Genomic DNA, 25520 nt, shown 5'->3' with positions numbered 1-25520 from the left:
AGGGGTTAATGTTAAGCCATGCCATACCTGTTCACGCTACCCGGTCTGCTATGTGGGCTTACACTGTCCATTGAGGATGTTCGTCATCGGCGGGTGCCGATCGCATGGGTGGCCGTGGGCGCGTTAATCCAGTTGGCCGCCGATTTCGCGTATGGAGTGGTGGCGAACGACCTGTTCGTGCTGTTGCAGGCACTGTTGTTCACCGTGCTATGTTGCCTGATCCAGTTCGCGTTGGCGTTGCTGGTGCCGCGGTCATTGGGATTCGGCGATGTGACCGCCTTGATACCTATGGGATTGTCTGTCGGACTGTTTGGCCTGTTGCCTGTGGTGGTCTGGTGGCTGGCGATGGGCGTTGCCGGCATCACATGGATTGCCTTGTGGACGCGATTCGACCCACAACGCACATCACCGGCACATGCGGGCAAGGTGCCGTATGTGCCGGTGATATTGGCGGGCGCGATTGTGGCGGTGGTGGTTGGGGTGTTGTCCTAGATTTCTCCTCCATCCGCTTGCGGGAGCCCCGGGCTTAAGTCGAGCGTTACATTCCCCGCAGTGCTCCCCTCAGTCCGCTTTGCGGACAGCTCCCCTCGGCGAGGGAGCCAATGAAGAGACTAATGTCCGATCAGCTTCCCCAAGCGAAGGAAGCTAACGGGATGACTACTGGTTTTCGGCTTGCCACTTGCGTAGTTCGGCCACGTTCTGGTCATGTTCATCGGCGGTTGCGGCGAACTTGGTTTCGCCGGTGTCCAGATTGACCGTGCAGAAGTACAGCCAATTGCCGCTTTCGGGGTGCAGTGCCGCTTGAATGGCGCTATCGCCGGGATTGCTGATCGGCGTAGGCGGCAGGCCGGAGATCTTGTACGTGTTGTACGGGTTGGACTCGTCCTGGGTCATCTCGGTGGTCACCTGCGCGGGCTTGACGTTATTGCCATAGGCCACGGTGGAATCCATGCCCAACGACATGCCCTGCTCCAAACGGTTCTCGATGACTCGCGTCACTTTGCCGTAGTAATCGGCTTTGTTGACCTCGGCCTCGGCGATAGAGGCGATGATCATCACCCGTTCGCGGTCACTGCCGGTCGGCACGCCCAATTCATCCAACTTGGCGATACGCTTATCGACCATGGCCTTGAGGATTTCCGAAGCGCTCTTCATGCTCTTGACGTTGTAGGTTCCCGGCTCCAGCCATCCCTCAAAGCTACCGCCCGCTTCATTGGGCAGAATATTCTTACCCTTGTTCTTGATAATCGTGTCGAATTCGCTTTGGGAAATGCCGGAAAGCTTCGCGGCGTCGGCGAACACATCGGTGGCACGTTCACCGGGATGAACCTCAAGGAAGCCCGCCGCCTGGTTGGTGTCGGAGAGAACGGCGATCACATCGGATGCGGCCATATGCTTCTTCAATGTGAACGTTCCAGGATAGAGTGTCGAGCTATTGGCGTTGACCACGCTGGTGAACGCGGCAGTGGACTTGATGACTTCGGCCTTGAGCAGATTATCGGCGATCTCCGCAGCGCCTTGGCCCTCGCTCACGGTGAATTCGACCTCGCCATAGCCCGGTCCCGGATAGTCCGCGATGGCCGTCGACTGGTTGCTCCGGCTGTCGCGCCATGCGATGAGCTTGGTTACGCCGAAATAGCCGCCGCCGATAAGCAGGGCGACGATGGCGATAGCGATGATAATGCCACTGATACGCTTGCGCTTGCGATGTGCACGTCGCTTGCGCATCTCCTTGCGGGATTTCGGCGGTTCTGGCGGCTTGGCCCCGCGCATTGGTTCTGACCCCTGTTCGACCCAATGCGTGTTGTCATCAAAGAACTCGTTAAAATCATCGGTCATAACCGATACCTCACTACTCCCGGGTACGGTCGAGTGCCGTCTGCAAAATCACCACTGCCGACTGCTGGTCAACCACCGGCCTGTGCTTGTTCGAAGCTTTATGGGCCTCGAACAGTTGACGATGCGCACTGACTGTTGTTAATCTCTCATCTATCAATGACACCTGCGGAATCTGATACTCCGTAGAATCACTGTCTTCACTCTCTGCTTGCAGCCTCTTCTCCAGATTGGCCGCCCACCTGCGCGCTTTTTTGGCGCTTTTGCCTTCTGTACCGTCCATCTGCAGGGGCAATCCGACGATTACATGGTCCACATGTTCGTCTTCGATGACGTTCAGGACCTCGTCAATAGCAAAGAAATAGTCGCCGGCAACATGAATGTTGCCAGCAGGGTGTGCAAAGGTAAGCTCCGGGTCGGACAGTGCCAGTCCGACCCGGGCATTACCCAAATCAACGCCTAACCACACCACTGGCGGAATCAGGCTTTCTGCGCCTCGTGCTTGAGCGCTTCGAGGGCCTCACCGATCTTGGAGGCATCGACACCGCCACCCTGGGCGAAGTCCGGCTTGCCGCCGCCACCGCCGCCGAGGACCTTGGCTGCGCCACGCACCAGATCACCGGCCTTGATGCCGGCCTTGCGGGCGGCCTCGTTGGTGGCCACGGCGACCATCGGCTTGTCATCCTCGTTCACGCCGGCGAGGGCCACCACCACGGGGGCGTCTTCACCGAGTTGTGCGCGCACGTCGAGCACGGTCTTGCGCAGGGCGTCGACCGCGCCGAAGTGGCCCACGTTCTTGACAGCCACCTTGACCGGGGCCGCGGAGTTCTTGGTGTCAGCAACCAGCGCCGGAACCGAGGCGGCCAGCTGGGACTCGTACATGGAGGCCAAGCGACGATCGGATTCCTTGAGCTTGGCGAGCAGGGCGTTCACACGCTCGGCGAGCTCGTCCGGGCGAGCGTTGAGCTTGTCGGACAGCTGGGAGACCAGCGCATGCTCACGAGCGTTGAAGTCATAGGCACCCTGGCCCACGACGGCGTCGACACGACGCACGCCGGAGCCGATGGAGGCTTCGGACAGGATGTTGACCATGCCGATCTTGCCAACGTGGTCCACGTGGGTACCACCACACAGCTCGCGGCTCCAGCCGTCTTCGCCGATGGAGACCACGCGTACGATGTCGCCGTACTTCTCGCCGAACAGGTGCATGGCACCGAGGGCGATGGCGTCGTCGAACTTCATTTCCTTGGTGGTCACGGCGAGGTTGTCTCGCAGCTTGTCGTTGACGCGCTCCTCGACTGCGGAGATCACGGACTTGGCCGGGGCCTTGGACCACTGGAAGTCGAAGCGCAGACGGTTTGGGGCGTCTTCGGAGCCGCGCTGGGTGGCCTGCGGGCCAAGCTCCTCACGCAGCGCCTTGTGCACCATGTGCGTGGCGGTGTGAGAGCGGGCGATGGCGCCACGGCGGGCCAGGTCGATGTTGGCGTTGACTTCGGCGCCGACGACCAGCGTGCCTTCGGTCAGACGGCACTGGTGGACGATGAGGTCCTTGATGGGCTTCTGCACATCGTCGACTTCGAGCACGGCGCCGTCGTCGGACAGGATCTCGCCCTGATCGGCAAGCTGACCGCCGGCCTCCGCGTAGAACGGGGTGCGGTCGAGAATGACCTCGACGTTGGCCGGGCCGGTCACGGCGGGCACGGAGCCCTTGCCTTCCTGCATGATGCCGATCACCTTGGCACGGGCAGACATATCCGTGTAGCCGAGGAAGTCGATCGGGCTGACGAGCGTCTTCTTGAAATCGTCGTAGACGGAGAGGTCCACGTTGTGGCGCTTCTTCAGGGCGTCGGCGCGTGCGCGGGACTTCTGCTCGGCCATGAGTTCGCGGAACTTGGCCTCGTCCACCTTCACGCCCTGATCGGCGGCCATTTCGAGGGTCAGCTCAATCGGGAAGCCGTAAGTGTCGTGCAGAGTGAACGCATCAGAGCCGGAGACCACCGGGTCGGCGGTCTTCTTGGCCTTCTTGACGGCCACGTCGAGAATCTCGATGCCGTTCTCCAGCGTACGACGGAACGCATCTTCCTCGCCGTAGGCCGCTTCGGAGACATCGTGGAAGGTGTCGTTAAGCTCCGGGTAGCTGGCGACCATGGCCTCCTTGGAGACGGGCAGCAGCTCGGGAATCACCGGATCGGTCACGCCAAGCACGCGCATGGCCTGCACGGTGCGACGCAGCAGACGACGCAGCACGTAGCCGCGGCCGACGTTGGACGGGCGCACGCCATCGGACATAATCATCAGCGCGGAACGCACGTGGTCGGCCACGACACGGAACTTGACATCCGCGGCCTCGTCCTCGCCGTACTTGCGGCCGGACAAGCGCTCGGCGGCCTCGATGACCGGGAAGACCTCATCGGTCTCGTAGATGTTCTGCTTGCCCTGCATCAGGTAGGCCAAGCGTTCCAGACCGGCACCGGTATCGATGTTCTTCTGGGCAAGCTCGCCGACGATGTGCAGGTCGGTCTTGGACTTGACGTTGTCGACCTCGTAGTTCTCGAACACGAGGTCCCAGATCTCGATGAAGCGCGTCTCATCGGCCGCGGGACCGCCATCACGACCGTATTCGGGGCCGCGGTCCACGTAGATCTCGGAGCAGGGGCCGCCGGGGCCAGGGCCGCCGGTGGTCCAGAAGTTGTCTTCCATGCCGAAAATCTGCATGTGCTCGGGATCAAAGCCCTCGTTCTTCCAGATGGAACGGGCCTCTTCATCGTCGGTAAAGGTGGTGACCCACAGCTTTTCCGGGTCAAAGCCGTAACCGCCCTCGCTCTGCGGGGTGGTCAGCAGCTCCCAGGCGTAGTGGATGGCCTCTTCCTTGAAGTAATCGCCGATGGAGAAGTTGCCAAGCATCTGGAAGAAGGTGCCATGGCGGGTGGTCTTGCCGACCTCATCGATATCCAGCGTACGCACGCACTTCTGGTTCGATGTCATGCGACGCTTCGGCGGGGTCTGCTCACCAAGAAGGTAGGGAATGAACGGCACCATGCCGGCGATGGTGAACAGCGTGGTGGGGTTCGGGGAAATCAGGGACGCCGAAGGCATGACGAGATGATCATGTTTGGCAAAGTAATCGAGGTATCGCTTTGCGATGTCCGCAGTGCGCATGAGCGGATGAACTCCTTGTTTGGGTAATGGGCGCAGTTGCGCCTGGTATTGGTGGAAAAAGACTGGATTATGAGGACTAGTTTGTTCTAGCTGGTTCAGTGACTAGATGGCAAGGCGGCATGCGCGTGTCAGTTGGCGCGCTCGATGTACTGACGGTTGAGCTCAGCCTCGCGGGCTCGACGGGTGGCATTGAACTCGTTGACCAACCCTTCGAGTGTTTTCATCGGCACATTGTCCTGATCGGGGCCAAGCAGGAACTGGCGTGCCGCATCAGGCGTATTGGCCTTGACATAGGCCTGTGCCTTGGTGACGGCAACGATTCCGATGGCCACGCCGACGCCGACCCAGAAGATGCGTTTGAACATCACTCCCCCTTCTCGGCGGTGTCGTTGACGGTGGTTTTCGCGGCGTTCTTCGCAAGGAAGGACTGCCCCGTGGTTTTCAGCGCGTAGAAGGTGGAAGCAATCTTGATGATGGGCTTACCGAGGAAGGAGCCATACAAATCGGTCAACGCACCAACGTTGTTGGCGGTGGTGGAAGCCGCGGCGGAAATCTTGTTGACATCCTCAAGCGACTTGTTGACCTGCTTGACGGTGGTCACGCCCTCATCCAATGCGGGGATGGCATGCTCACCGGATTCCCGGACCGTCTGCGAAATCTGGTCGAACATCTTGCCCAGCCTGATCAGCGGATAGATCATGAAACCGGCCAATACTGCGAACGCGATGGCCGCGATCAGGCCAGCGATCTCTCCGACTTCCATTGTTGCCTCCTTGAGGTCACACTTACTCGGATAAGGGTAGCACTCCTCCCCTATTTACCCGTGCAACTGACGATGAAATACGCTATTTGCCGTATGAGACGATGGTCACGGCCTGCGAAAACGGTTTGGTCGTGTCGAAGTCGAGTACGGTTACCGAGCCGTTGGCCGGTCGTTCGCTAAGGTCAAGATCGGGGCCTCCGAAACGGTGGCCGAGGCTGAGCAGCGTGTTACCGTGCGAAATCTGAAGCACATCATCGCCATCCTTGAGATTGGGGTTGCTGGCGATGAGCTGGAATGCTCCTTCGACGCGCGTCCAGTATTCTTCATCGGATTCCGCGTCATGGAAGGGGTCGGCCTCTTTCAGGAAATCACGGGAGGCGGCCAGACCAAATTTGGCTACGATGTCGTTGTAGTCCTTCGCGCCGTGAGGTCCACCCGCAGCGGTCCAAGCCAGCGACATGTCCTGACCCTCGAAGTATCCGTAGCATTGTTCGCGGAAATGCATATCGGCCGTGAGTTCTGGCCGTGCATGTCCGGCAGCCTCATTGATATCGAGAATTCGCTTCGCTGTGATTTCGGCGCGAGAAGTATCGGAACAATATGCCGCCGCAAAATCATAGCCCTCAAGTTTGTGCCCGGCCCTGTCGGCATCGGCAAGTCCGGATGCGGTAAGCGGCGCATTGCACCATCCCTGAAGACGGTTGTATTTATTGAACGTGGTTTGCCCATGACGAACCAGATGCAAATGCAGAATCATGGTTCCCATGCTACCGCAGTCCGCTAAAACGCAGGCCCGTCGCCCCCTCCATGGCACGCGAACCGCAGGAGACCGTCGACGAAACCGACAACAGGCCCATGCGAGCGCTCGGCCACCGCACCCCCGCCGAGGCATTCGCCGACGAACCGCCAGAATCAGCCGCGAACAAGGATGTTGCACTTACAAATAGATAACGGGCCCCAGCTGACATGACTGATTTGAGGTATGATATACGTATGTCACACCACTGTTATAAGGAGTAATGATGGCTATCAAGGAGAAGACCACGATCAGTCTGGATGCGCAGACCAAGCGTGACGGCATCGCCATACTTGACGCCATGGGGTTGAACCTGAGCACGTTTGCCGAAATGTCTCTCAGACAATTGGTACGCGACGGGCGTCTGCCATTCACGCCAAGCGTCCGCCCTTCATTCGAAAAAGACAACGAGGGATATCCCCTGTTCAAAGCGAACATGGATGATCCCCGCATCGTGACGCCCCAGATACGTGATGGTGCCGTGATCCTGCCGGAGGGTTGGGACGATGATGAAGACTGATCCGCGCCAGTTCGAGATATGGTGGGTGCCGTTCGCTTTTCCCGACAAGCCAGGCAAAGCGCAGAACCGTCCCAGCGTGATCCTCCAATGGGACGACGGCACCCGCATCGCCTTGGTGACCAAGGTCACCGGCAACACCTGGCGCGACGAACCGGGCTATGTGGTGCTGCGTGACTGGCAGGACGCGGGACTGAGCAAGCCCAGCGCCGTACAATGCTCGCAACTGCTGCGGCTGCCAAGCAATCTTTTCCTCGACGACGGCCCGACAGGAAGACTTTCGGCATATGATGCCGGCCGCGTCGCCTGGGCGATCAACGAACTCTATCCGGGCCTACTAGCCTGAGAGCAACCGATACCGTCACCATCCCTGTCGAGGTGCTTGCCGCAGCACGGGTCACCGACGTCACTCTTGTCAAGTTTGGCGTGATGGGCTGTTGTCGCGGGCGAATCGTTCCCCGCTAACCGCTAATGCAGTCCGAAACAGCCGCTGCCTCCTGCCTCCCGATAAAAATGAATTCGTCAAATTCTTTCGGGCAGCGAATGCAGATACATGTATAGAGCATCTGTACTATTTTCAAGAATGCTCATTGTCTGCGGCAACGGTTCGGCATACACAGTTTTATAATCCATCTCATCGTACTCTTTCCGAATGGGGAAAGCCAAACGTTCATCGTCAACAGAAAAGTCTGCTTGTACACCCTCTTTATTCCCTCTTGCATCTACACGAATCCATCGGTCAATGGATCTCAGATAAATGGCATTCAAGGCATGGATGCAGTATCCGCTTTCAGGCGTACTGCCTAACGTAAGCCTTTGATAGCATATTCCGGCAGGAATGCCATTTGCTCTTAATAGGGCGGCCAATAAATTAGATTTTGCCCAACAAATACCGACGCCCTCCCTTAATGCGTCTGAGGCTGTTGCCGTGACTCTTTTGTCTTGGACATCCCATGAATGCTTGATTTCATCTCTAACAAAATAGTAGGCGGCTTTTGCCAGTTCGATTTCGCCTTCAGTGGAGTCTTTTAGTTCCTTGGCTTTTCTTTGCACACTCGGTTCATTCCAATCGATATAGTGCGAAAAGGCAAGGTAGCTACTGATATCATCTTGAATATCCAACATATAACACCTCCGAGAATCCCGATTCGTCGCTCTCTTACTTTTTACCCCGTTGCGAGGTTGGTTGTTTCAGCAAGTCCGACATAGCGGCTTCTCACCAAGCTATCTCATTTTCGTGCAGACCGATCTGCCAAAACAACGACGACCAGATTGGCCAGCACCATGACAACAAGCGTGGCCACCAACGCAATCAATACCTCCGATGCCGTGTTGTTGAAGCTCTTCTCCATGGCCCCCCGCCAATGATGATTTCAAGGGCGATGAGGAACAGGGCACATGCATCAACAAGGAATATCGGAGCGTACTGCTTGTGAGTCCGATTCCATGTGTCTTCGGATGACATTGTTGCCGGCGTTTTGATGCCTACCGAATTCTGCAAAGGCAACGTTCCGTTCTTTGCATCACGATAGACCCCGACCAAAAACACGCCGACGACCACGGCCACAACTACTTCGACGATAAGCATGCGTCAAGGATATCTCCCCCTAGACTAGTAATGGTTTGAATCCCGCCTGCCCACCGATGGCAGGTCGATTACGCGAGGTGACCATATGGCTCCAGTGGAGCGTCATATCGAGGAAGCGCTGTATCGCAGTGCCGTGGAACTGATCGAGCGAAGGTATCCGACAGGATGGGGAGGCGCGGCGGCGATGCGACTCGCCGGCAAAGACAACGGTAAACATGACGGAAGCAACGGCTCGGAGGCACTTATCGTCACGAGCGTGGCGATTGAGACACCCAATGCCGCCGCTTCGCTATGCATCGAGGTCGGAGCGATGTGCGAGGCGATGAAGCTTGATCGCCGTGTCACCCACACCATCTGCGTCGTACGCGATGACGAACACGCCCCGTTCACCGTGTTGTCTCCATGCGGCATCTGTCAGGAACGGCTGGGCTATTGGGGCGACGACGTGATGTGCGCCGTTTCAGACAACAATCAGGGAGAGCATCCGTTGTTCGTGCCGCTGCGCGACCTGCAGCCGCACCATTGGACTCAGGTGTATTCACTCGCCGAATTGGAACACTACGAGCGATAAGCCGCCCTCGATTGAAATCCCTACCTCCCTAAGCTATGCAGTAGGCTCCGCCCGCAAGTCACACTGGTACAATTTTCAGGTTTGAGACTGTAGCAAGTTGAGTCGCTTTATCAGTAAGTCTGTATTTGGAGGTATCGATGGCCCATCGTCCGCTTATCGGCGTGGTCCCGTTGTGGGACGACAAATTGAACAGCCTGTGGATGCTGCCCGGCTATTTCGACGGCATCGCCGAAGCCGGTGGCATCCCGGTGATGCTGCCGCTGACCGACGACGAGACTACAATCGAACAGCTGGTCAGCCAATGCGATGGGTTCCTGGTCACCGGCGGCCACGACGTGGATCCGGAACGGTATGGCGAGGCGGCCGGCCCCAAGACGGTCAAACTGTGCAAGGCCCGCGACCGGATGGAGGAGCGTCTGATTCCCTCCGTCATCGCGGCGGACAAGCCATTGCTGGGCATCTGCCGCGGCATCCAGAGCCTCAACGTCGCCTTGGGAGGCACGCTGTGGCAGGATCTGCCGGACGAGCATCCCAGCCCGGTCGTGCATCATGGCGACAAACCGCCGTATGACCCGGTGGTCCACGAAGTGTCGATAGCGCCCGATTCGCCGTTGGCCCGCGCGTTGTGGCCGCTGGGAGACAACGGCCCGAGTGAGGCGGAGGCCGATGAGGTCGATTCCTTCGGCAGGCCGTATCATCCGCGCGCCTATACGCTGGGCGTCAACAGCTATCACCATCAGGCGATTCGCACGCTGGGCCAGGGACTGGAACCGATGGCCACCGCCCCGGACGACATCGTGGAGGCGGTCCGGATGCCGGCCAAGCGTTTCGTCTGGGCCGTCCAATGGCATCCTGAGTTCTCCCACCGCGCCGATAGCAACCAACGTCGCATCCTCAGCGCCTTCATCGACGCCTGCTGACGCAAGCTCCCGCCAATCTCGACGAAACGCCTTCCAGGAAGCAGAACGGCGTGATTCCGCTCATCCAGTCTCCGGGAAAACGCCCGCGCCCCGGAACGCGAGAACCCCGCGTCCCTTGCGGGAGCGGGGTCCAAGCGGTATGTCCTTGATTCTGATGTTTCAGATAAGGGGGCCCGAATCAGCGGGCGTAGAATTCGACCACGTACTGGATGTTGACCTGCACCGGGATCTCTTCGACCTCCGGTTTACGGGTCACAGTGGCCTTCAGGGACGGCAGGTTCACGTCGAGGTAGCCGGGGACCGCAGGCAGCACGTCACGGTGCACGCCTTCGGCGGCGATCTGGAACGGAACCATGGTCTGGCTCTTGGCCTTCACCTGAATGGTCTGGCCGGGCTTGACGCGGTAGGACGGGCGGTCCACGATGTTGCCGTCAACGAGGATGTGACGGTGCACCACGAACTGACGGGCCTGGGCGGTGGTGCGGGCGAAGCCGGCACGCAGCACCAGGTTGTCGAGACGGGTCTCGAGGTCGGTCAGCATGGCGTTACCGGTCTGGCCGGCAGTACGGGTGGCCTTCTCGTAAGCGGCGCGAAGCTGCTTCTCGGAGATGCCGTACTGAGCGCGCAGACGCTGCTTTTCGCGCATACGCACCGCGTAATCGGACTCGGTGCGGCGGCGGTCACGGCCGTGCTCGCCAGGAGCGTACGGACGCTTTTCGAAGATGCGCTGAGCCTTGGGGGTCAGTGCGATGCCGAGGGCGCGAGACAGACGCACCTGACGGCGAGAACGCTGAACGTTCGTCATTGGATTAATCCTTCTGTCGTTATCTGAACGGAACGCTTGCCTTGCATATGCCTGGCAAGCGCTGAGCCGGGCCTCCCCAGCGCTTCGTCGTGAACGAACACGAACGGGTTGGTTTTCTTGCGATCACCTACCGCCGACCCGCTGATGGGCTATGACTCCAGACGGTATCTACCTGTTGGCAGACACCAGCAGACCATATTACACCGAGGCTATGGACAGCACTCCGGCGTCCATGCGATACACCCGGTCTGCGTATTCGAGTGCATCGGGATCATGGGTGACCATGAGAATCGCCGTGCCGTTGTTGGCTTGGTCTTTGAGCAGACGCATTACGATGTCGGTGCTCTCCTGGTCGAGGTCGCCGGTCGGCTCGTCGGCGATGAGCAGGCTCGGCTGGTTCATCAGCGCGCGGGCGATGGAGACGCGCCGCATTTCACCGCCGGACAGCTCGCGCGGGTAGCTGTCTGCCAGATCGGCGACACCAAGCTGGGTGAGCAGCATGCGAGCTCGGGTGGCGAACAGGTCCGGACGGCTCGCAGCCGTGTTTGACGGCGTGTTTTCCCGGTCTGTGATTGGCGCAATGACATCCGGCATGAACGGGTCGGCGGCTGCTTCATCATTGGTGGCAGCGGCTTGTGCCACGGCATCGGTCGACGCAACAGCGTCCACCTGAGCAACGGCATCCGTTGCTTCTGCGTTTTGGGCGAACGGCAGCGGCTCCGGAAACATCGTTGCGGGCAGAATCACGTTGTCGAGCACGGTCAGGTTGCCGAGCAGGGTCTGGCTTTGAGTCACGAATCCGATGGTACGATTCCTCAGCACGGACAGTGCTTTGTCGCCCAAGTCGGCCACATTGCGTCCAGCCACGCTCACGGTTCCCGAGGTCGGGCGAATCAGCCCAGCGACCATGTTGATCAACGTACTTTTACCGTTGCCCGACCGGCCGACGATGGCGATGAATTCGCCGGCATCGACGATGAGGTTCACGTGGCTGACGGCGTCGAACGGCGTGCCGCGGCGGACGAACTGGCGGGTCAGGTCCGTCAAGGTCAGCAGATGGTCCGGGGAGGGCGTCTCGGTTACGTGCGGCGAATCCGGCGCAGTCGGCGCGTTCGGCTGAGCTGGCGTGGTCGGCGGGAGCTTGGTCGGCCCAACCGTGGTCGGCTGAAGCGGCGTAGTTGTCTCAGTCATATCACTCCCCCTCTCGCAGGGTCAGGTAGGCTTCGGGCCGGCCGAGACGCCACATGGTGGCCAGCGAACCGATGATGCCGATGACCGTAGAGCACACAATGGTCACGGCAATGAATCCGATCACCGCAACCGGGCTGGCTTGCAGATACGGCAATTGAAGTTGTTTGCCGATCAGCGAACTGAATGGGAAAATCACCAGGCTGGCCGCGCCGACGCCGATTACGCCACCGATCAGACCGATGATGGCGGATTCCTTCAGAATGATGGCATTCAACATGCCGCGCGTGGCGCCCATGATGCGCAGGGACGCGAATTCGCGTTTGCGTTCGTTCACCGACGAGGCGAATACGGCGAGCAGCACAATCACGCCCATTACCCAGATCACCGCCACGAAAATCTTGAGGTAGGTGACAAGCGCGGTCAGCGAAGTTCTGGTGTTGGCGGTGATGCCGCCGGGGTATACGTACCCCAAATCGGCGAATCGGGAGTCAAGACGCTTGATGTTCTCAGCCACGGTCTGCGCTTCGTACCCCCGCTGCGTCTTAATCATCACGGTGGAGACGGCTTTGCCGGCATATTCGGCGGGCATGACCTGCTTGGAGACCTTGGCCGAGGCGGCGACCATATCAGGCACGGTGTTTTGGTTGATGAACACCGAATTGTCGAGGCTGGTGCCGGTGTTGGCGAGCTGGGCGACGACCGGCCACTTATGGCCGTAGAGTTCGATGGTGCCGTCGGTGGACACGTTGACGTTCGCGCCGGCAATCATCTGACCGTCTTCAAGGGGGCCTTCGAACTGGGATGCGACCCATGGTTCGATGACGAAGTCAGTGTCCGGGTCGTAACCGATGATCTGCAGCTTTTCGGCACAGCAGGCGGCGGCCAGCGATGATATATAGGTCTGTTCGGTGGCCTGTGCGATGCCGTCGGCCTGCATGACCTCGTCGGCGATGTCTTTGGTGAAATAGAAAGTGCTGGGATTGCCGCTGGTGAGCAGCGCTTCGGCCTTCTGCGCGGTGTTTTGCGGCACGACCATAAGGTCGGCGCCCAGGCGCTTCTCCATACTGGTCATGCCGGTGTTGAGGTTCATGGTCAGCATGGTGCCGCCGAAGAACGTCAGCGCGAGGATGGTGACGACGGCGAGCAGTGCGCCGGTGCGGAACGGCTTGCGTTTGAGGTTTTCAATCGGAAGGCCGCGCAATACGATATGGGATGGCACGATGAGTCCTTATGTTGCTTATAGTGCGGTTGCAATAAGCGAGACCGGAGTCCAGCGTTCGGAATGGCTGGGCTCCGGCCGTCTGCTCGATCAGTTGCGCTTGGCGGCGCGAGAGTCGAGCCAGATGGCGATGGCCGCGAACACGATGGTGAGCACGCCGAGCACGATGAGCGTGGGCAGCATAACCATGCGGCAGTGCATCATCGCGCCCTTGCAGATGCCGATCAGGAAGGTGGGTACGGCGAGTAGCAGCAGGGCGTTGGCTGCGGCGGCGATATTGAGGCCGATGCGAATCTGCGGGGCGACGAACAAAGCCACGACGCCGAACACGAGGATGATGACGCCGATGCCGGTGGCCGCCTGTTGCGAGTGATGGCAGGCACCCGGCATGTCATGGCCGGTGCAGGCGTGCGCAAAGGTCTGGGGCGCGATGGTAATCAGCGCACCGAGCAGAATATTGGGCACGGATGCAAACAGCTTGTTCTTCATAACTACTTTTTCCTCTCTCCTGTTTCCAAGGCTCGTAGGCGCAACCTCCGCATTATGCCCAGATAGTGATGAAGAACACAAGTCTTGTTTTTTGTGAATTTATTTGGTATATAACTCAGCCCCTCGTCAGAGGGGCCAATTTATCTACAACTTCTCAATAGGCGCTACGCGGAGCATGAGGCGTTTGACGCCGGCGGAGCCGAAGTCCACGGTGATTACCGAATTGCGACCCTTGTCTTGCGCGTCGGTGACCTTGCCGAGACCGTACTGATCGTGGCTGATCATGTCGCCCACGGCGAAGTCGGCGATATTCAGGCCATTGTCCTTGGTGAGCTTCGAGCTGGGCACGGCAGAGCCGGTCGAACCGGATTTCGGTGTGGTGCGGCGCGTGGTGACCTTGCCGCCACGGGTACCGCCATATGAACCGGATGAAGAACCGGAACGGGAACGCGGCCCGTAAGACGACCCCGAACGGGAGCGAGACCCGTAGGAGGACGAGCCGGAGCGGGAATCATATGATGATGAACGGGAACCGTACGAAGAACCTGAACGGGAACCATACGACGAGGAGCCGGAACCCGAGCCATACGACGACCCATACCGCGACCGCGACCCATAGGACGAACCCGAACCGGACGAACCACGCGAGCCGAACGTCGACGACCCGCCAAACGTGGCGCCGCCGAAATCGTCATCATCCCAACCGCCCAAATCGTCGGCGAATCCATCGGTCTCCCAGTTGGCGCGCATACGCTCCACGCCGGCTTCACGACGTTTCCAATCAATCAGCGGATCCGGAATCTCGTCGAGGAATTGGCTGGGCATCATGTCGGCGGCCTGACCCCACTGGGAGCGGACGGCGGCGCGCGTGACATACAGTCTCTGCTTGGCGCGTGTGATGCCCACATAGGCGAGTCGGCGTTCCTCCTGCAGTTCAGTGGTGTCTTCCATCGAACGCGAATGCGGGAAGGTGCCCTGTTCCATGCCGGTCAGGAACACCACCGGGTATTCGAGGCCCTTGGCGGTGTGCAAGGTCATGAGCGTCACCTTGCCGGAGTCCTCCGCCTCGCCGGGTAGTTGGTCGGAGTCGGCCACGAGCGCGGTGGTCTCCAGGAATGCGGACAACGTGGCGTCAGGCGTGTTCTGTTCGAATTCGGCTGCGGTGGACTGCAGCTGGGAGAGGTTCTCCAGACGGGAGGCGTCCTGCGGGTCCACGGATTTCTCAAGTTCGGCCCTTAAGCCCGACTTCTCCAATACTTCAGCCACGATCTCGCTGGGCTTGGAGTCGTGCGCGCGCGTGAACTGCGAGAGCGCGCCCATCAGATCGCGGAATGCTCGTAGCGAGGTGGCGGTGCGGGTCGGCACTTCAATCTCATCCAAGTGCATAAGTGCGTAGAAGAAGCTGGTGCCATGCTCGCGCGCGTAGGCGAGCAGCACGCCTTCGGCGCGGTCGCCAAGCCCGCGCTTGGGCACGTTGAGAATACGACGTAGATTCACATCGTCGTCCGGATTGACGAGCGCCTGCAAATAGGCCAGCGCATCCTTGATTTCGCGACGTTCGTAGAACTTGGTGCCGCCGACGAGCTGATACGGCTGATTCGTGTTGATCAGCGCCTCTTCGAGCGAGCGAGATTGGGCGTTGGCGCGGTACATGATCGCCATGTCGGAGTAGGCGATGCCCTCTTCGGCGTGCAGGCGCGCGATTTCGGTGGCTACCCACTGGGCCTCCTGCTGGGCGTTGTCCGCCGCGTAGCCGACAATCGGCTCGCCCTTGCCGAGCGCGGTCCACAGTTTCTTGGGCTTGCGGCCCTCGTTGTTGCTGATCACCGCGTTGGCCGCATCCAGAATGGTCTGCGTCGAACGATAGTTCTGTTCGAGCATGATGGTCTTGGCGTTCGGGAAGTCCTGCTCGAAGTCCTGGATGTTGCGGATGTCGGCGCCACGGAACGCGTAGATGGACTGGTCGGAATCGCCCACCACGGTGATCCAGGCGGGGCCGGACTTGCCGGCGTTCGGCGCGCCCGGGATGGCCTTCTCCCCCGTGTCCACGCCGGCCAGCTCGCGCACAAGCACGTACTGGGCGTGGTTGGTGTCCTGATACTCGTCGACGAGAATGTAACGGAAGCGGTGATGGTAGTACTCGGCGACGGCCGGGTCGGTGCGCAGCAACTCGACCGTGCGGCCGATCAGATCGTCGAAGTCGACGGCGTTGGCCAGGGCCAAGCGATGCTCGTATTCGGCGTAGATCACCGCATAGATGGCTTCAAGGTCGCCCACCGTGCCGAACTGGTAGCCGCGCTGGCCAGGCGTGAAGTCGGGCGCGTGAACGGCGAGGTTTTCCTTCCAGCCGGTCAGGTTGTTCTTGAGGTCGGAGATGTGGCCGAGGATCGAGCGTGGAGTGTAGCGCTTGATGTCGAGGTTGAATTCGGTGGCGATGATTTTGACGAGTCGCTCGGAGTCGGCGGAATCATAAATGGAGAAGCCGGACTTGAGCCCGATGGACTTGCCGTCACGCCTCAGAATGCGCACGCAGGCGGAATGGAAGGTGGAGACCCACATGCGCTGGGCCACCGGGCCGATCAGCGAACCGAGTCGTTCGCGCATTTCGGCGGCGGCCTTGTTGGTGAAGGTGATGGCCAGAATCTGGCTCGGCCATGCGCCGAACTGGCTCAAGATCCAGGCGATGCGGCGGGTCAGCACGCGGGTTTTGCCGGAGCCGGCACCGGCGCCGATCAGCAGCGCCTGACCGCGATATTGCACGGCCTGCGCCTGTTGCGGGTTCAGATCGCCTACAAGTTCCTGCGCGCTGCGTGCAATGACTTCCGGCTCGTCGTACACTGTTGCCTCCCTTTGATTCGCGACATTCATGTTTACCACATGCACGGGTCAGCGTAGGACAACGTACACTTACGAGTATCCATATCACTCACTGACATACAGCAATGGGAGGTCAAATGCAGGAACTTGAGGAGCGAATCCAAAGCGAGGGAACGGTGAAGGCGGGTGATGTGCTCAAGGTGGACGCGTTTCTGAACCACCAGTGCGACGTGCGTCTGTTCGACCGCATGGGTTCGGCATGGGCCGCTCATTTCGCCGGCAAGCACATCACCAAGATTCTGACCATCGAGGCGTCTGGCATCGGCATTGCGTGTGTGGCGGCCCAGCATTTCGGCAATGTGCCGGTGGTGTTCGCCAAGAAGGCGCAGTCCATCAACCTTGACGGCGACCAGTACACCACCACGGTCTATTCCTTCACCAAGCAGAGGGAGTTCCCGGTGATCGTGGCCAAGAAGTATCTGAACGCCGGCGAGCATGTGCTGCTTATTGACGATTTTCTGGCCAACGGCAAGGCGTTGCGCGGTCTGATTAACCTGTGCGAGGCGGCCGGCGCCACGGTCGAGGGCATTGGCATCGCCGTGGAGAAGGGCTTCCAGGGCGGCGGTGACACGCTGCGCGCTGAAGGCTACGATGTGGATTCGCTGGCCATCGTCGAGTCCATGAATCCCGAGACCGGCGAAATCACATTTAGGCACTGAGCACATTGCCTGCTCCCGCCGGCGGGAGCAACAGAGAGAAGAAGAGAATCATGTCAGAGAAGAAAACCAAGAATTCCGTATCCTTTGAGGCGCTGTCTTCGCTGGACGCACCCGTATCCTTCTGGAAGGGCGTTCCGTTCGGCCTGCAGCATGTGATGGCCATGTTCGTGGCGAACCTCGCCCCGATCTTCATCGTCGCCTCGGCCGCGAAAATGACCCCAGTCCAATCGGCCACCATCATCCAGGCCGGCCTTCTGGTTGCGGGCCTAGGCACCTGCCTGCAACTGTACGGCGCGTGGCTCATCGGCTCGCGTCTGCCGATGGTCACCGGCATCTCCTTCACCTACGTGGCGGCCGCCGTCGCGATCTGCGCGGACAAAGGCTATGGCGCGGTGGTCGGCGCGGTAATGGTCGGCGGTCTGCTGGAACTCGTGCTGGGTTTGACGGCCAAGTATTGGCGTCGGTTCGTGCCGCCCATCGTCTCCGCCATCGTGGTCACGTCGATCGGCTTCTCGCTGCTTAACGTGGGTGCCACAAGCTTCGGCGGCGGCAGCGGAGCCAAGGACTTCGGAAGCTGGCAGAACCTGACGCTCGGGCTTATATCTTTGGTCGCCTGCCTGGCGTTCCAGCTGTTGATGAAGGGCACGGCCAAGCAGCTGTCCGTGCTGTTCGGCCTGGTGGTCGGCTATGTGGCGGCCATCTGCATGGGCAAGGTCGATTTCTCCGGTTTCCAGAACCTCGCCATCGTGTCCGTGCCGCAGTTCATGCCGTTCAAGCCTGAGTTCGACTGGGGTTCGATCATTTCGATCGGATTGCTGTACGTCGTCTCCTCGGTCGAGGTGCTGGGTGACACCGCCGCGCTGACCAAGGTGGGCCTGAACCGTACGCCCACCGAACGCGAGACCGCGGGCGCCATCGCCGGCGACGGCCTGATCTCCACCGTATCCGGCCTGTTCGGATGCCTGCCGCTGACCTCGTTCGCGCAGAACATCGGATTGGTGGCCATGACCAAGGTCGTCAACCGCAAGGTGATTCTCTCCGGCGGACTGATTCTGGTGCTGGCGAGCTTCGTGCCGGCCATCGCCGAGGTGTTCAACTCGCTGCCACAGGCGGTGCTCGGCGGCTGCACGATCATGATGTTCGGCAACATCATTCTTTCGGGCTTCCAGATGATCGCCGAAGCGGGCTTCACGCAGCGCAACATCACGCTTGCGGCGCTTTCGCTGACCATCGGCATCGGCTTCACCCAGGTGAGCGACATCTTCGCGCAGTTCCCGGCACTGTTCCAACAAATCTTCGCCTCGAACTGCATCGCCGTGGCGTTCGTGGTGGCCGTGATCCTGAACGCCGTGCTGCCCAGCGAGGGGCACTTCCTCTCTGCGCCCAAGGAGGCACCGGCCGCGGACGCCGAGTGATAACAACGCGACATATCAGCTACGCATAATCACATGATGATGCCCTATCGTCTTGCAGGATGATAGGGCATCATTGATTTTGGGAGAGACTACAAGTTGAACCATGAGTTCGAGCCGGTGGCGTGTCGATCAATCGTCATCTTCCCATTCGAGGATGTCTCCGGGTTGGCAGTCGAGCGCCTTGCAGATGGCGTCCAACGTGGTGAAGCGGACGGCTTTGGCGCGTCCGTTCTTCAGAATAGACACGTTGGCGGGCGTGATGCCAATTTGTTCGGCGAGCTCGCCGACGCCAATCTTGCGTTTGGCCATCATGACGTCGAGATTGATGCGAATCGTCATCTCAAATCACCTGCTCGAGTTCGCTCCCGAGCCGGACAAGGAGAACAGTTTCCATACGGCCACGAACGCCGCTTCGATGCAGAGCAGGAACAGCACGCCCATAATGAGATATGACCAGTACATCGACGTCTGGCTCGCGTGGACGGCCAGCGCGCCGCTCAATCCCGGTACGGCGAGTAGTTGGCCCCATAGGCAGGCCAGCCAGACCAGAATCATGATGGCTTTCAACGCGAGCAACACCCATCGGTTCATGTAGTTTTTCATAGCCCGGTCCTTTCAGGTGCCGACGTTTTTGACGACACCGCGAACATCGATATGACTATATCGAAAAACGATATACCATGCAAGGTGTATTGCGTCAACTGGCATTGGTCGCTCGTATACATATAGGCTTCGGCAGACCGTCAGCAGACCGTCAGCTCAACGGAGCGAACGCCATATGAGCCACCCATTCGCGCACGAGCGTGATGACGGCTTCGGGTTGGTCGATGTGCGCGTTGTGACCGGCATTGTCCAGCGTCACGAAGGTGGCGTTGGGATAGTGCGGCAACAGGGCTTGCTGGTCTTCGTATCCGACGATCTGGTCTTGCTTGCCGGTGACGATGAGCACCGGACCCGCATATGTGCCGAGCATTTCCTCGGGATTATCGGCCAGCCAATAACGCTGATCCAGTCGTTCGCATGCCGCACGGTCGCACAACGCCACGCCGGGCAGGATGAACCGTTGGTAGCGTCGCCACGCGTCGAATGACTGGTTGACGCCCATGGTAATGAAATCGAACACCTGTTCCTGCGGCAAGGAGTGCGTCAGCTTGGGATTGGGCTGTGCAACCACATGTTCGGCCACATGCCGGCCGGCATGCTGCGGGTCCACGACCGGCGCGATCAATACCATACCGGCCACTCGGCGAGGTTCGCGCGCCAATACTTCGCGAACAAGCGCACCGCCCATCGAGTTGCCGACCATGGCGAATGGAGCCGCTTTACCGACAAGGCCGTCAATGGCCGTTTGCAGCCAATCCGCCATTTCCGGCAGCCCGCAGGCATGCTCGGGCAATGCCGGCGTACGGCCGAAACCGGGCAGATCCAGATATATACGGCGAATTGAATCATTGCCGTCAAACGCCTTGTCGAGCATCATCAGCGAACGATGGTCCACACCCATGCCATGCACGAACACGACGGGCAATCCATCATCATTGCCCTCAATCGCGCAGTACGGCTGCAATAGTGCCATGTGTTCCTCCCCTTCAACCCGGTACAAATCGCCTTTCACACAATAGCGGCAGTAGATCCCTTGGTGTCGGAGCAATCCCGACCGCCATTCTCGGTTTCGAGGGGCTGATTTCGTGGTTTGGGGACATCCACTTCCGTTTCAAGGGGCTGGTCATTGGCCAAAACCCAAGTACGAATGGCTTCACGCCAACGTCATTTCGCCGTTTTGGAGCTGTTGCTACTCGGCCATCAGCCCCTCGAAACGGAAGTGGATGTCTCGGAACGAGCAAATCAGCCCCTTGAGACACAGATAGACGATTGCGAATCGGCTTATCAGCCGCGTCAACCTTGCAATACAGATGTCGGCGTATCATTCCCCGGTCTGATTGCGCGGATGTCATGAAGCGTGAAGAATTGTCACGAAGTCGCGTGATGGCGCAGCCGCCGTTCAGGTGGATATGCCACGCTGTCATGATGACGGCCGAGCCGGAACACGGCAAATCCCGCATGCTGCATAGGCCAGCCGGTCACGGTCAGCCATGACACCGAAATATTGGAGGCGCAATGGGACAACAGGTGCGGTACGGCAGACGCCGCTCCCATGGCGCGGGCGCGCTGATTGCAGCCGTCATACTTGTTGTTGCGGTGCTGATCGCGGCATGGACGCTGCTGCCACGGCTATTCACGCCTCGCGAGACCGCGCGCACGGCCGAGGAAGCATATTGCGCGGCGGTGTCGTCCGACGGAGCCCGACGCACCTTGACGCCTGATCAGGCGCAGAACGCGGCGCTGATTGCGAACATCGCCGTCACGCGCGGACTGCCGGATCACGCGGCGACGGTGGCCATCGCCACGGCCATGCAGGAGTCGAGGCTGACGAATCTGGACTACGGCGACTTGGATTCGCTCGGCCTGTTCCAACAGCGGCCCAGCCAAGGCTGGGGCACGGCGGAGCAGGTGTCCGACATGACCTATGCGACAAACATCTTCTACGACCATCTGCTGCAGGTGCCGGATTGGGAGACGATTCCGGTGGAGGACGCCGCGCAGGAGGTGCAGCGCTCAGGCTACCCGGAACTATATGCCACATGGGATGCGATGGCACGCGCCTGGGCCTCGGGGCTGACCGGTGAACGGTCGGCGGACGTCACGTGCGCGTTGGAGCCAGCAATCTCCTCGGACGCGGACGGGTTGGTTGCCGCCATAGGCGGTACACTGCCGAATGTCAATGTCTCGGTTGCGCCCCCAAATGGCAAAACCGGCACGAACAACGGCGCTGCGACCAATACGGCCAGCACAACGTTGACGATCACGCTGCCGGACGGCCTGTCCGCCGACAACCGCACTCGACTTTGCTGGCAGACGGCAGGCTGGCTGGTCACGCATGCACGTCAATACGGCATTGACGCACTGCACGCGGACGGCATGGATTGGAACCGCAAAGCCGGTACATGGACCGGCACCGAAACCGCCGAGCAGACCGTCACCGTCACGCTTGCGTGATGTGACCTATAACGCCGTCGCGACCACAAATCCGACTGACTGGAGCCTACGCCGTCGATGCCGCCTGAGGCACGATACGGATATGATTTTTACTCGTTCGAATGAGCCCAATCCACGACGGCTTCGATGTTATTGCCATCCGGGTCCAGCACGAATGCGGAGTAATAGCCGGGATGGTACGGGCGCGGACCGGGAGCGCCGTTGTCTCGGCCGCCGGCGGCGAGCGCGGCTGCATGGAACGCCTGCACGGCTTGCTGGCTGTCAGCCAGGAACGCGATGTGTGTGACCGGCGTGACCGGCGAAGCCTCCGCCTCCGGCCCGTCAATCGGTGACACGTAGAAATCGGAGTGCAGGGTTCCATCATCCACGCCGAATCCGAGCGTGGGCTCATGATGCGCCTTGACGATATAGCCGAGCGGTGCGAGCGCCTGTTTGTAGAATGTGATGCCACGGTCGATGTCTTTCACGTGCAACGTCAGATGGTCCAGCATGGTCTTGGTCGCCCTCCCCTGGTTCTTGTATTCGATTGCTGCGTGCAGTGTAAGCCCGAACGTTTCCCCACAGGGCCGCGCATGGCTATGATGAGAGCAATCGCACGTCGAGTTCGAGACAATATTCAAAACGAATCCAAGGCAATAGGGGGAATGACGATGACCAAGGCACTGATTGTGGTGGATATGCAGCCGACATTCTGTGAAGGCGGCGAACTGGGAGTCGAAGGCGGCAACGCGGTCGCCGAGCGGATCGCCGATTATGTGAACGCGCATCGCAGCGAGTACGCGTATATCGCAACCACGCAGGACTGGCATATCGAGCCGGGCGCGCACTGGTCGGCGGAACCGGATTTCGTGGACACGTGGCCGAAGCATGGTGCGGCCGGCACGCCGAACGCCGAATTGCATCCGGCGATCAAGGCGCTGATTATCCATCATCATTTCAAGAAGGGCCAGTATTCGGCGGCATATTCCGGTTTTGAGGGCATCGAGGACAATACCGACCGTATCCAGACCCGTGAGGAGGTTGCGGCCGAGCAATCCGCCGGCAAGACGCTGGCCAATGCGCTGAAGGCCGCCGGCGTGAGTCACGTGGATGTGGTGGGCATCGCCGAATCGCATTGCGTCAAGGACACCGCGCTCGATGCCAGGAAGTTCGGTTTCGAGGTCACCGTGTTCGAGGACCTGACCGTATCGGTCAGCGAGGAGCTCGGTGTCGCGGCCCGCAAACAGATGACGGCGGCCGGCATCACATTGGCCGAGTCCCGCTGATCAGGCCGGATATACCCAGAGCGAACGCACGAACACTTCCGTATATTCAAGGCCGACACTGCCGCATAGTCGCCTAGTCGATATGTGAAGAAGGCTTTTATGGTTACGATGCTGCTGACTTCGATATTCCGCAACGCCTCGTCCGCCGTGCATGAAGTCGAACCGCATCCGCAAGGCAAGCGGGTCGCGTTCATCCCGACGGCGAGCGCCGTGGAACCGTGGGGGCCGGTTCACTCGGCGTTGAGCAAACACGCGCTGCAACGCCTCGGTTTCGAGGTGGAGCAACTGGATGTGGAAGATGTGCCGAGCGGGTCCGCCGAACGCGTCACGCGTAGCATCGCCGAGGCCGACTGCATCTATGTGGGCGGCGGCAACACGTTCTTTCTCCTGCAGGAGTTGCGCCGCACCGGTGCCGACCGGGCCATCATCGAGCAGGTGCGCGCCGGCACGCCGTACATCGGCGAGTCCGCGGGCTCGGTCATCACGGCACCTGACATCGGCTATATCAAGCTCATGGACCGCACGGACAAAGCCCCCGATCTCACCGATTACGCAGGATTGGGCTTGGCTGATTTCCGCGTGGTCCCCCACCATCATGCAACGGCCATGGGCCACGCCGCACAACGCATTCTCGACCGGTATGGTGCCGATCTCAGTCTCAAGCCCCTCACCAACCGGCAGGCCCTGCTTGTCAAGGATGGCAAAACCCGGCTGCTGCGATGATGCGGGTCGTCGGCCCGTCGCCCATTCGGCATCACCGTGGTGTGTCCGGCCTGACATGCCTATCGAGCGGCATCAATCACACAGCAATGTGGCTGGGAACCTCGCCGAACGTCAACACCTGCATACATCAGCACGGCAAAATCTGCCGAAATCGCCCGGCGCACGAGATGCCAGCCGGCCCCATCCGTCACCTCAGTGCCGTACCGGGCCAGGCATGGCCTTGAGCAACGGGATGAATCCAGCGCACAGTACCAGGGCCACGACGGCGAGTATCTGCCAGTGGGCGGAGCCGAGCCAGCCGCCCCACGTGCCGACGGCACCGCCGATCGCATACGCGAACCTGGCACGGCCGCTGAATTTGGCCAGGTCACCACCGCTCAGCAGCAGTTGTCGCGATACGATCACGCCATGCGCCAGCAGGCCATAGCCGAGGTTGTTGATGAGCCATCCGACGCACACCGCGGCAAACTCGGGAACCAGTACGGCGGCAAGGGAAATCGCCGTGGCGATTGCCCCGATGGCGGACACGGCGCGCATGCCGAGTTTTGCGGAGAGCCGCATGTAGACAAACGATCCGATGATGCTGCCCACGCCGCCGAATGCGTAGACCACGGTCAGCATATCGCTGCCGTACCGGGAGCCGATGCCCAGCAACGCATAGCTTGCCCACAGCGACGGAATCAGCGCAAGCAGCAGCGATGCGATCAGCAGTCTGACCCGGGTCAAGCGGGTGACCGGAGTGCGCTGCGGCGCGTGTGACGTGTCGGCCGCCGTGGATTCGTCGGCGGAGCCGTCGCCGTCATCGCCGCCCGCACCATCGTTGCCGAATCCCGGCATGAACTCGCGGGTGCGGAATCGCGTCAGCGCGCAGGCAAATGACAGTGCCGACGAGGTGAGCAGCATGGCCATGATGGAGGCGTTGGCCAAGGCCGATCCGGCAACCTGGCCCAGCAACGTACCGGCCACGCTGGCAATCACGGCGACGTAGCCGCTGTACTTGACGAGCATGTCATCGTCGTCGCCGGCCGCATCCACCTCGAACACTTCGGAGGCCACGTCGATGACCTGCCCGGTCATCAGCAGCAGGCATGACAGGGCCAGCAGCAGCCACTTCCAATACGTCCAACCGTTGGGCACCAGCGCGACCGCCAGGCACAGTACGCCTTCCACGCCCTCCGTGGTCGCAAGCGAACGGAACGAGCCGAACCGCTGCACGATCCATGCGGATATCGGAGAAGCGAAGTCGATGACCAGATTGAACGTCTTGCGGAACGCGATCACCCATGCCGGCAGTCCGACGATCAGAATCGAAGGAATCACCGACCCCTCGAAAATCGCGTTGGACAGCATCGAAAACGTCATACCCACCAACGCCCATCGCAACGCCCTGCTCAATACCGATAATCCTCGCATACCTTAGTTCCTTGTCCTTGCTAGTGTAACGGAATTATGACTTCTCAATCGTCCGCCCGGGTTCTAGATAGAAGTGCAACACCTTGTCTAGGGTTGGAAGTGTTCGAAGTTTCTAACTTAAGAAGGTGTTGCACTCATGGGTCAACAGTATTCGCACCTGTCGTCCGAGGAGAGGATCCTGATCGAGAAGCTGCATTGCGAACAGCATCCGGGCATCCGTCGGACCGCGGAGAGGATCGGCCGGGACAAGTCCACGG

Annotated in this window: 30 protein-coding genes; 11 read left to right on the top strand and 19 right to left on the bottom strand. The window is 60.1% G+C overall.

The features are described 5' to 3' along the window. Positions 1-18: 18 nt before the first annotated feature. On the top strand, positions 19-492 hold the full coding sequence (locus FYJ31_RS11710) for a prepilin peptidase (RefSeq protein ID WP_012577914.1): 474 nt from the start codon (positions 19-21) through the stop codon (positions 490-492). 165 nt (positions 493-657) lie between these two features. Here the strand turns inward: FYJ31_RS11710 and mltG are convergent, their stop codons facing one another. From mltG to FYJ31_RS11680, 6 genes are all read right to left on the bottom strand, one after another. Beyond that, the gene (mltG, locus tag FYJ31_RS11705; RefSeq protein WP_154536746.1) at positions 658-1839 is read right to left on the bottom strand and encodes an endolytic transglycosylase MltG; all 1182 of its coding nucleotides are present in this window, start codon (positions 1837-1839) and stop codon (positions 658-660) included. A 13-nt stretch (positions 1840-1852) separates the two neighbouring features. Then, entirely contained in the window at positions 1853-2308 is a 456-nt protein-coding gene (gene ruvX, locus FYJ31_RS11700) for a Holliday junction resolvase RuvX (protein WP_012577916.1), read from the bottom strand. Positions 2309-2316: 8 nt separating this feature from the next. Continuing rightward, positions 2317-4995 (bottom strand): alanine--tRNA ligase, encoded by a 2679-nt coding sequence (alaS, locus tag FYJ31_RS11695; protein ID WP_038425923.1) that lies wholly within the window; start codon positions 4993-4995, stop codon positions 2317-2319. Positions 4996-5123: 128 nt separating this feature from the next. After that, a complete protein-coding gene (locus tag FYJ31_RS12555) occupies positions 5124-5360 on the bottom strand; it encodes a hypothetical protein (protein WP_007053386.1) in 237 nt (78 codons plus the stop codon). Continuing rightward, on the bottom strand, positions 5360-5758 hold the full coding sequence (locus FYJ31_RS11685) for a DUF948 domain-containing protein (RefSeq protein WP_012577919.1): 399 nt from the start codon (positions 5756-5758) through the stop codon (positions 5360-5362). Before FYJ31_RS11685 ends, FYJ31_RS12555 begins: the two co-directional genes overlap by 1 nt. 82 nt (positions 5759-5840) lie before the next feature. After that, the gene (locus tag FYJ31_RS11680; protein WP_015438748.1) at positions 5841-6515 is read right to left on the bottom strand and encodes a histidine phosphatase family protein; all 675 of its coding nucleotides are present in this window, start codon (positions 6513-6515) and stop codon (positions 5841-5843) included. 262 nt (positions 6516-6777) lie between these two features. On the opposite strand from FYJ31_RS11680, the gene FYJ31_RS11675 reads away from it, so the two are divergent. Both FYJ31_RS11675 and FYJ31_RS11670 read left to right on the top strand, forming a co-directional pair. Further along, on the top strand, positions 6778-7074 hold the full coding sequence (locus FYJ31_RS11675; protein ID WP_003829235.1) for a type II toxin-antitoxin system RelB/DinJ family antitoxin: 297 nt from the start codon (positions 6778-6780) through the stop codon (positions 7072-7074). Next, a complete protein-coding gene (locus FYJ31_RS11670) occupies positions 7061-7417 on the top strand; it encodes a type II toxin-antitoxin system PemK/MazF family toxin (protein ID WP_154536744.1) in 357 nt (118 codons plus the stop codon). The genes FYJ31_RS11675 and FYJ31_RS11670 overlap by 14 nt, the downstream gene beginning before the upstream one ends. 176 nt (positions 7418-7593) lie before the next feature. On the opposite strand, the gene FYJ31_RS11665 is transcribed toward FYJ31_RS11670, so the two are convergent. The 3 genes from FYJ31_RS11665 to FYJ31_RS12960 all read right to left on the bottom strand — a co-directional run bounded on the left by FYJ31_RS11665 (position 7594) and on the right by FYJ31_RS12960 (position 8536). Continuing rightward, positions 7594-8196 carry a transglutaminase-like domain-containing protein gene (locus FYJ31_RS11665; protein ID WP_154536743.1) on the bottom strand — a complete coding sequence of 201 codons (603 nt, stop codon included), beginning with the start codon at positions 8194-8196 and terminating at the stop codon, positions 7594-7596. A 104-nt stretch (positions 8197-8300) separates the two neighbouring features. Continuing rightward, complete coding sequence (locus tag FYJ31_RS13125; RefSeq protein ID WP_268234353.1) at positions 8301-8423, bottom strand: hypothetical protein; 123 nt, start codon at positions 8421-8423, stop codon at positions 8301-8303. Next, positions 8384-8536: an SdpI family protein gene (locus FYJ31_RS12960; RefSeq protein ID WP_229774101.1), complete on the bottom strand. Its 153-nt coding sequence runs from the start codon at positions 8534-8536 to the stop codon at positions 8384-8386. Before FYJ31_RS12960 ends, FYJ31_RS13125 begins: the two co-directional genes overlap by 40 nt. Positions 8537-8744: 208 nt before the next feature. Here FYJ31_RS12960 and FYJ31_RS11655 point away from each other — a divergent pair, with 208 nt between their 5' ends. Together FYJ31_RS11655 and FYJ31_RS11650 are read left to right on the top strand one after the other, a co-directional pair. Then, complete coding sequence (locus FYJ31_RS11655) at positions 8745-9230, top strand: cytidine deaminase (protein WP_154536742.1); 486 nt, start codon at positions 8745-8747, stop codon at positions 9228-9230. 137 nt (positions 9231-9367) lie between these two features. After that, positions 9368-10150 (top strand): gamma-glutamyl-gamma-aminobutyrate hydrolase family protein, encoded by a 783-nt coding sequence (locus tag FYJ31_RS11650; protein WP_154536741.1) that lies wholly within the window; start codon positions 9368-9370, stop codon positions 10148-10150. Positions 10151-10328: 178 nt separating this feature from the next. Here the strand turns inward: FYJ31_RS11650 and rpsD are convergent, their stop codons facing one another. The 5 genes from rpsD to FYJ31_RS11625 form a co-directional block, all read right to left on the bottom strand. After that, positions 10329-10955, bottom strand: a complete 627-nt coding sequence (rpsD, locus tag FYJ31_RS11645; protein WP_007052130.1) for a 30S ribosomal protein S4 — start codon at positions 10953-10955, stop codon at positions 10329-10331. Positions 10956-11153: 198 nt separating this feature from the next. Beyond that, positions 11154-12146 (bottom strand): ABC transporter ATP-binding protein, encoded by a 993-nt coding sequence (locus tag FYJ31_RS11640; RefSeq protein WP_154536740.1) that lies wholly within the window; start codon positions 12144-12146, stop codon positions 11154-11156. Position 12147: 1 nt separating this feature from the next. Beyond that, on the bottom strand, positions 12148-13365 hold the full coding sequence (locus tag FYJ31_RS11635) for an ABC transporter permease (RefSeq protein WP_326831213.1): 1218 nt from the start codon (positions 13363-13365) through the stop codon (positions 12148-12150). A gap of 90 nt (positions 13366-13455) precedes the next feature. Next, positions 13456-13854 carry a DUF4418 family protein gene (locus FYJ31_RS11630; RefSeq protein ID WP_154536739.1) on the bottom strand — a complete coding sequence of 133 codons (399 nt, stop codon included), beginning with the start codon at positions 13852-13854 and terminating at the stop codon, positions 13456-13458. A gap of 144 nt (positions 13855-13998) precedes the next feature. Continuing rightward, positions 13999-16692, bottom strand: coding sequence for an ATP-dependent helicase (locus FYJ31_RS11625; protein WP_326831212.1), 2694 nt, complete (start codon positions 16690-16692; stop codon positions 13999-14001). A gap of 116 nt (positions 16693-16808) precedes the next feature. On the opposite strand from FYJ31_RS11625, the gene FYJ31_RS11620 reads away from it, so the two are divergent. Beyond that, positions 16809-17390 carry a xanthine phosphoribosyltransferase gene (locus tag FYJ31_RS11620; protein WP_071475365.1) on the top strand — a complete coding sequence of 194 codons (582 nt, stop codon included), beginning with the start codon at positions 16809-16811 and terminating at the stop codon, positions 17388-17390. 50 nt (positions 17391-17440) lie between these two features. Next, complete coding sequence (locus tag FYJ31_RS11615; protein ID WP_154536737.1) at positions 17441-18805, top strand: nucleobase:cation symporter-2 family protein; 1365 nt, start codon at positions 17441-17443, stop codon at positions 18803-18805. A 129-nt stretch (positions 18806-18934) separates the two neighbouring features. Here the strand turns inward: FYJ31_RS11615 and FYJ31_RS11610 are convergent, their stop codons facing one another. From FYJ31_RS11610 to FYJ31_RS11600, 3 genes are all read right to left on the bottom strand, one after another. Beyond that, a complete protein-coding gene (locus tag FYJ31_RS11610) occupies positions 18935-19144 on the bottom strand; it encodes a helix-turn-helix domain-containing protein (RefSeq protein WP_003829211.1) in 210 nt (69 codons plus the stop codon). Between the two features lie 6 nt (positions 19145-19150). Continuing rightward, positions 19151-19408: a DUF2975 domain-containing protein gene (locus FYJ31_RS11605; RefSeq protein WP_154536736.1), complete on the bottom strand. Its 258-nt coding sequence runs from the start codon at positions 19406-19408 to the stop codon at positions 19151-19153. 151 nt (positions 19409-19559) lie between these two features. Then, positions 19560-20381 carry an alpha/beta fold hydrolase gene (locus tag FYJ31_RS11600; protein WP_154536735.1) on the bottom strand — a complete coding sequence of 274 codons (822 nt, stop codon included), beginning with the start codon at positions 20379-20381 and terminating at the stop codon, positions 19560-19562. A gap of 542 nt (positions 20382-20923) precedes the next feature. Here FYJ31_RS11600 and FYJ31_RS11595 point away from each other — a divergent pair. Continuing rightward, positions 20924-21862, top strand: a complete 939-nt coding sequence (locus tag FYJ31_RS11595; RefSeq protein WP_032683896.1) for a cobalt transporter — start codon at positions 20924-20926, stop codon at positions 21860-21862. A gap of 89 nt (positions 21863-21951) precedes the next feature. Here FYJ31_RS11595 and FYJ31_RS11590 read toward each other — a convergent pair whose 3' ends face one another. Next, positions 21952-22353, bottom strand: a complete 402-nt coding sequence (locus FYJ31_RS11590) for a VOC family protein (protein ID WP_065472147.1) — start codon at positions 22351-22353, stop codon at positions 21952-21954. A gap of 159 nt (positions 22354-22512) precedes the next feature. Here FYJ31_RS11590 and FYJ31_RS11585 point away from each other — a divergent pair, with 159 nt between their 5' ends. Together FYJ31_RS11585 and FYJ31_RS11580 are read left to right on the top strand one after the other, a co-directional pair. Next, positions 22513-23127 carry an isochorismatase family protein gene (locus FYJ31_RS11585; protein WP_154536734.1) on the top strand — a complete coding sequence of 205 codons (615 nt, stop codon included), beginning with the start codon at positions 22513-22515 and terminating at the stop codon, positions 23125-23127. Between the two features lie 99 nt (positions 23128-23226). After that, on the top strand, positions 23227-23850 hold the full coding sequence (locus FYJ31_RS11580; protein ID WP_143882225.1) for a Type 1 glutamine amidotransferase-like domain-containing protein: 624 nt from the start codon (positions 23227-23229) through the stop codon (positions 23848-23850). 192 nt (positions 23851-24042) lie between these two features. Here FYJ31_RS11580 and FYJ31_RS11575 read toward each other — a convergent pair whose 3' ends face one another. Beyond that, entirely contained in the window at positions 24043-25263 is a 1221-nt protein-coding gene (locus FYJ31_RS11575; RefSeq protein ID WP_015438738.1) for an MFS transporter, read from the bottom strand. Positions 25264-25399: 136 nt separating this feature from the next. Between FYJ31_RS11575 and FYJ31_RS11570 the strand changes: the two genes are divergently transcribed. Beyond that, positions 25400-25520, top strand: a 121-nt coding sequence (locus FYJ31_RS11570; protein ID WP_154536733.1) for a helix-turn-helix domain-containing protein, incomplete at its 3' end; no start/stop codon positions are given.

Source organism: Bifidobacterium sp. WCA-178-WT-4B, assembly GCF_009696495.1.
GTDB lineage: Bacteria > Actinomycetota > Actinomycetes > Actinomycetales > Bifidobacteriaceae > Bifidobacterium > Bifidobacterium infantis.
The sequence above is the reverse complement of the archived record's forward strand: the minus strand, read 5'-3'. Positions and strand labels throughout refer to the sequence as shown.

Bases quoted from the DNA above. Each gene is read 5' to 3' on its own strand.
- FYJ31_RS11680 (WP_015438748.1), bottom strand. From the start codon at position 6,515: ATGATTCTGCATTTGCATCTGGTTCGTCATGGGCAAACCACGTTCAAT.
- FYJ31_RS11605 (WP_154536736.1), bottom strand. From the start codon at position 19,408: ATGAAAAACTACATGAACCGATGGGTGTTGCTCGCGTTGAAAGCCATC.
- FYJ31_RS11610 (WP_003829211.1), bottom strand. From the start codon at position 19,144: ATGACGATTCGCATCAATCTCGACGTCATGATGGCCAAACGCAAGATT.
- FYJ31_RS11575 (WP_015438738.1), bottom strand. From the start codon at position 25,263: ATGCGAGGATTATCGGTATTGAGCAGGGCGTTGCGATGGGCGTTGGTG.
- FYJ31_RS11640 (WP_154536740.1), bottom strand. From the start codon at position 12,146: ATGACTGAGACAACTACGCCGCTTCAGCCGACCACGGTTGGGCCGACC.
- FYJ31_RS11615 (WP_154536737.1), top strand. From the start codon at position 17,441: ATGTCAGAGAAGAAAACCAAGAATTCCGTATCCTTTGAGGCGCTGTCT.
- FYJ31_RS11585 (WP_154536734.1), top strand. From the start codon at position 22,513: ATGACCAAGGCACTGATTGTGGTGGATATGCAGCCGACATTCTGTGAA.
- FYJ31_RS11670 (WP_154536744.1), top strand. From the start codon at position 7,061: ATGATGAAGACTGATCCGCGCCAGTTCGAGATATGGTGGGTGCCGTTC.
- rpsD (WP_007052130.1), bottom strand. From the start codon at position 10,955: ATGACGAACGTTCAGCGTTCTCGCCGTCAGGTGCGTCTGTCTCGCGCC.
- FYJ31_RS11675 (WP_003829235.1), top strand. From the start codon at position 6,778: ATGATGGCTATCAAGGAGAAGACCACGATCAGTCTGGATGCGCAGACC.
- FYJ31_RS11710 (WP_012577914.1), top strand. From the start codon at position 19: ATGCCATACCTGTTCACGCTACCCGGTCTGCTATGTGGGCTTACACTG.
- FYJ31_RS11685 (WP_012577919.1), bottom strand. From the start codon at position 5,758: ATGGAAGTCGGAGAGATCGCTGGCCTGATCGCGGCCATCGCGTTCGCA.
- FYJ31_RS11620 (WP_071475365.1), top strand. From the start codon at position 16,809: ATGCAGGAACTTGAGGAGCGAATCCAAAGCGAGGGAACGGTGAAGGCG.
- FYJ31_RS11655 (WP_154536742.1), top strand. From the start codon at position 8,745: ATGGCTCCAGTGGAGCGTCATATCGAGGAAGCGCTGTATCGCAGTGCC.
- FYJ31_RS11630 (WP_154536739.1), bottom strand. From the start codon at position 13,854: ATGAAGAACAAGCTGTTTGCATCCGTGCCCAATATTCTGCTCGGTGCG.
- FYJ31_RS12960 (WP_229774101.1), bottom strand. From the start codon at position 8,536: ATGTCATCCGAAGACACATGGAATCGGACTCACAAGCAGTACGCTCCG.
- FYJ31_RS11650 (WP_154536741.1), top strand. From the start codon at position 9,368: ATGGCCCATCGTCCGCTTATCGGCGTGGTCCCGTTGTGGGACGACAAA.
- mltG (WP_154536746.1), bottom strand. From the start codon at position 1,839: ATGACCGATGATTTTAACGAGTTCTTTGATGACAACACGCATTGGGTC.
- FYJ31_RS12555 (WP_007053386.1), bottom strand. From the start codon at position 5,360: ATGTTCAAACGCATCTTCTGGGTCGGCGTCGGCGTGGCCATCGGAATC.
- FYJ31_RS13125 (WP_268234353.1), bottom strand. From the start codon at position 8,423: ATGGAGAAGAGCTTCAACAACACGGCATCGGAGGTATTGATTGCGTTG.
- FYJ31_RS11665 (WP_154536743.1), bottom strand. From the start codon at position 8,196: ATGTTGGATATTCAAGATGATATCAGTAGCTACCTTGCCTTTTCGCAC.
- alaS (WP_038425923.1), bottom strand. From the start codon at position 4,995: ATGCGCACTGCGGACATCGCAAAGCGATACCTCGATTACTTTGCCAAA.
- FYJ31_RS11590 (WP_065472147.1), bottom strand. From the start codon at position 22,353: ATGCTGGACCATCTGACGTTGCACGTGAAAGACATCGACCGTGGCATC.
- FYJ31_RS11595 (WP_032683896.1), top strand. From the start codon at position 20,924: ATGGGACAACAGGTGCGGTACGGCAGACGCCGCTCCCATGGCGCGGGC.
- FYJ31_RS11600 (WP_154536735.1), bottom strand. From the start codon at position 20,381: ATGGCACTATTGCAGCCGTACTGCGCGATTGAGGGCAATGATGATGGA.
- FYJ31_RS11580 (WP_143882225.1), top strand. From the start codon at position 23,227: ATGGTTACGATGCTGCTGACTTCGATATTCCGCAACGCCTCGTCCGCC.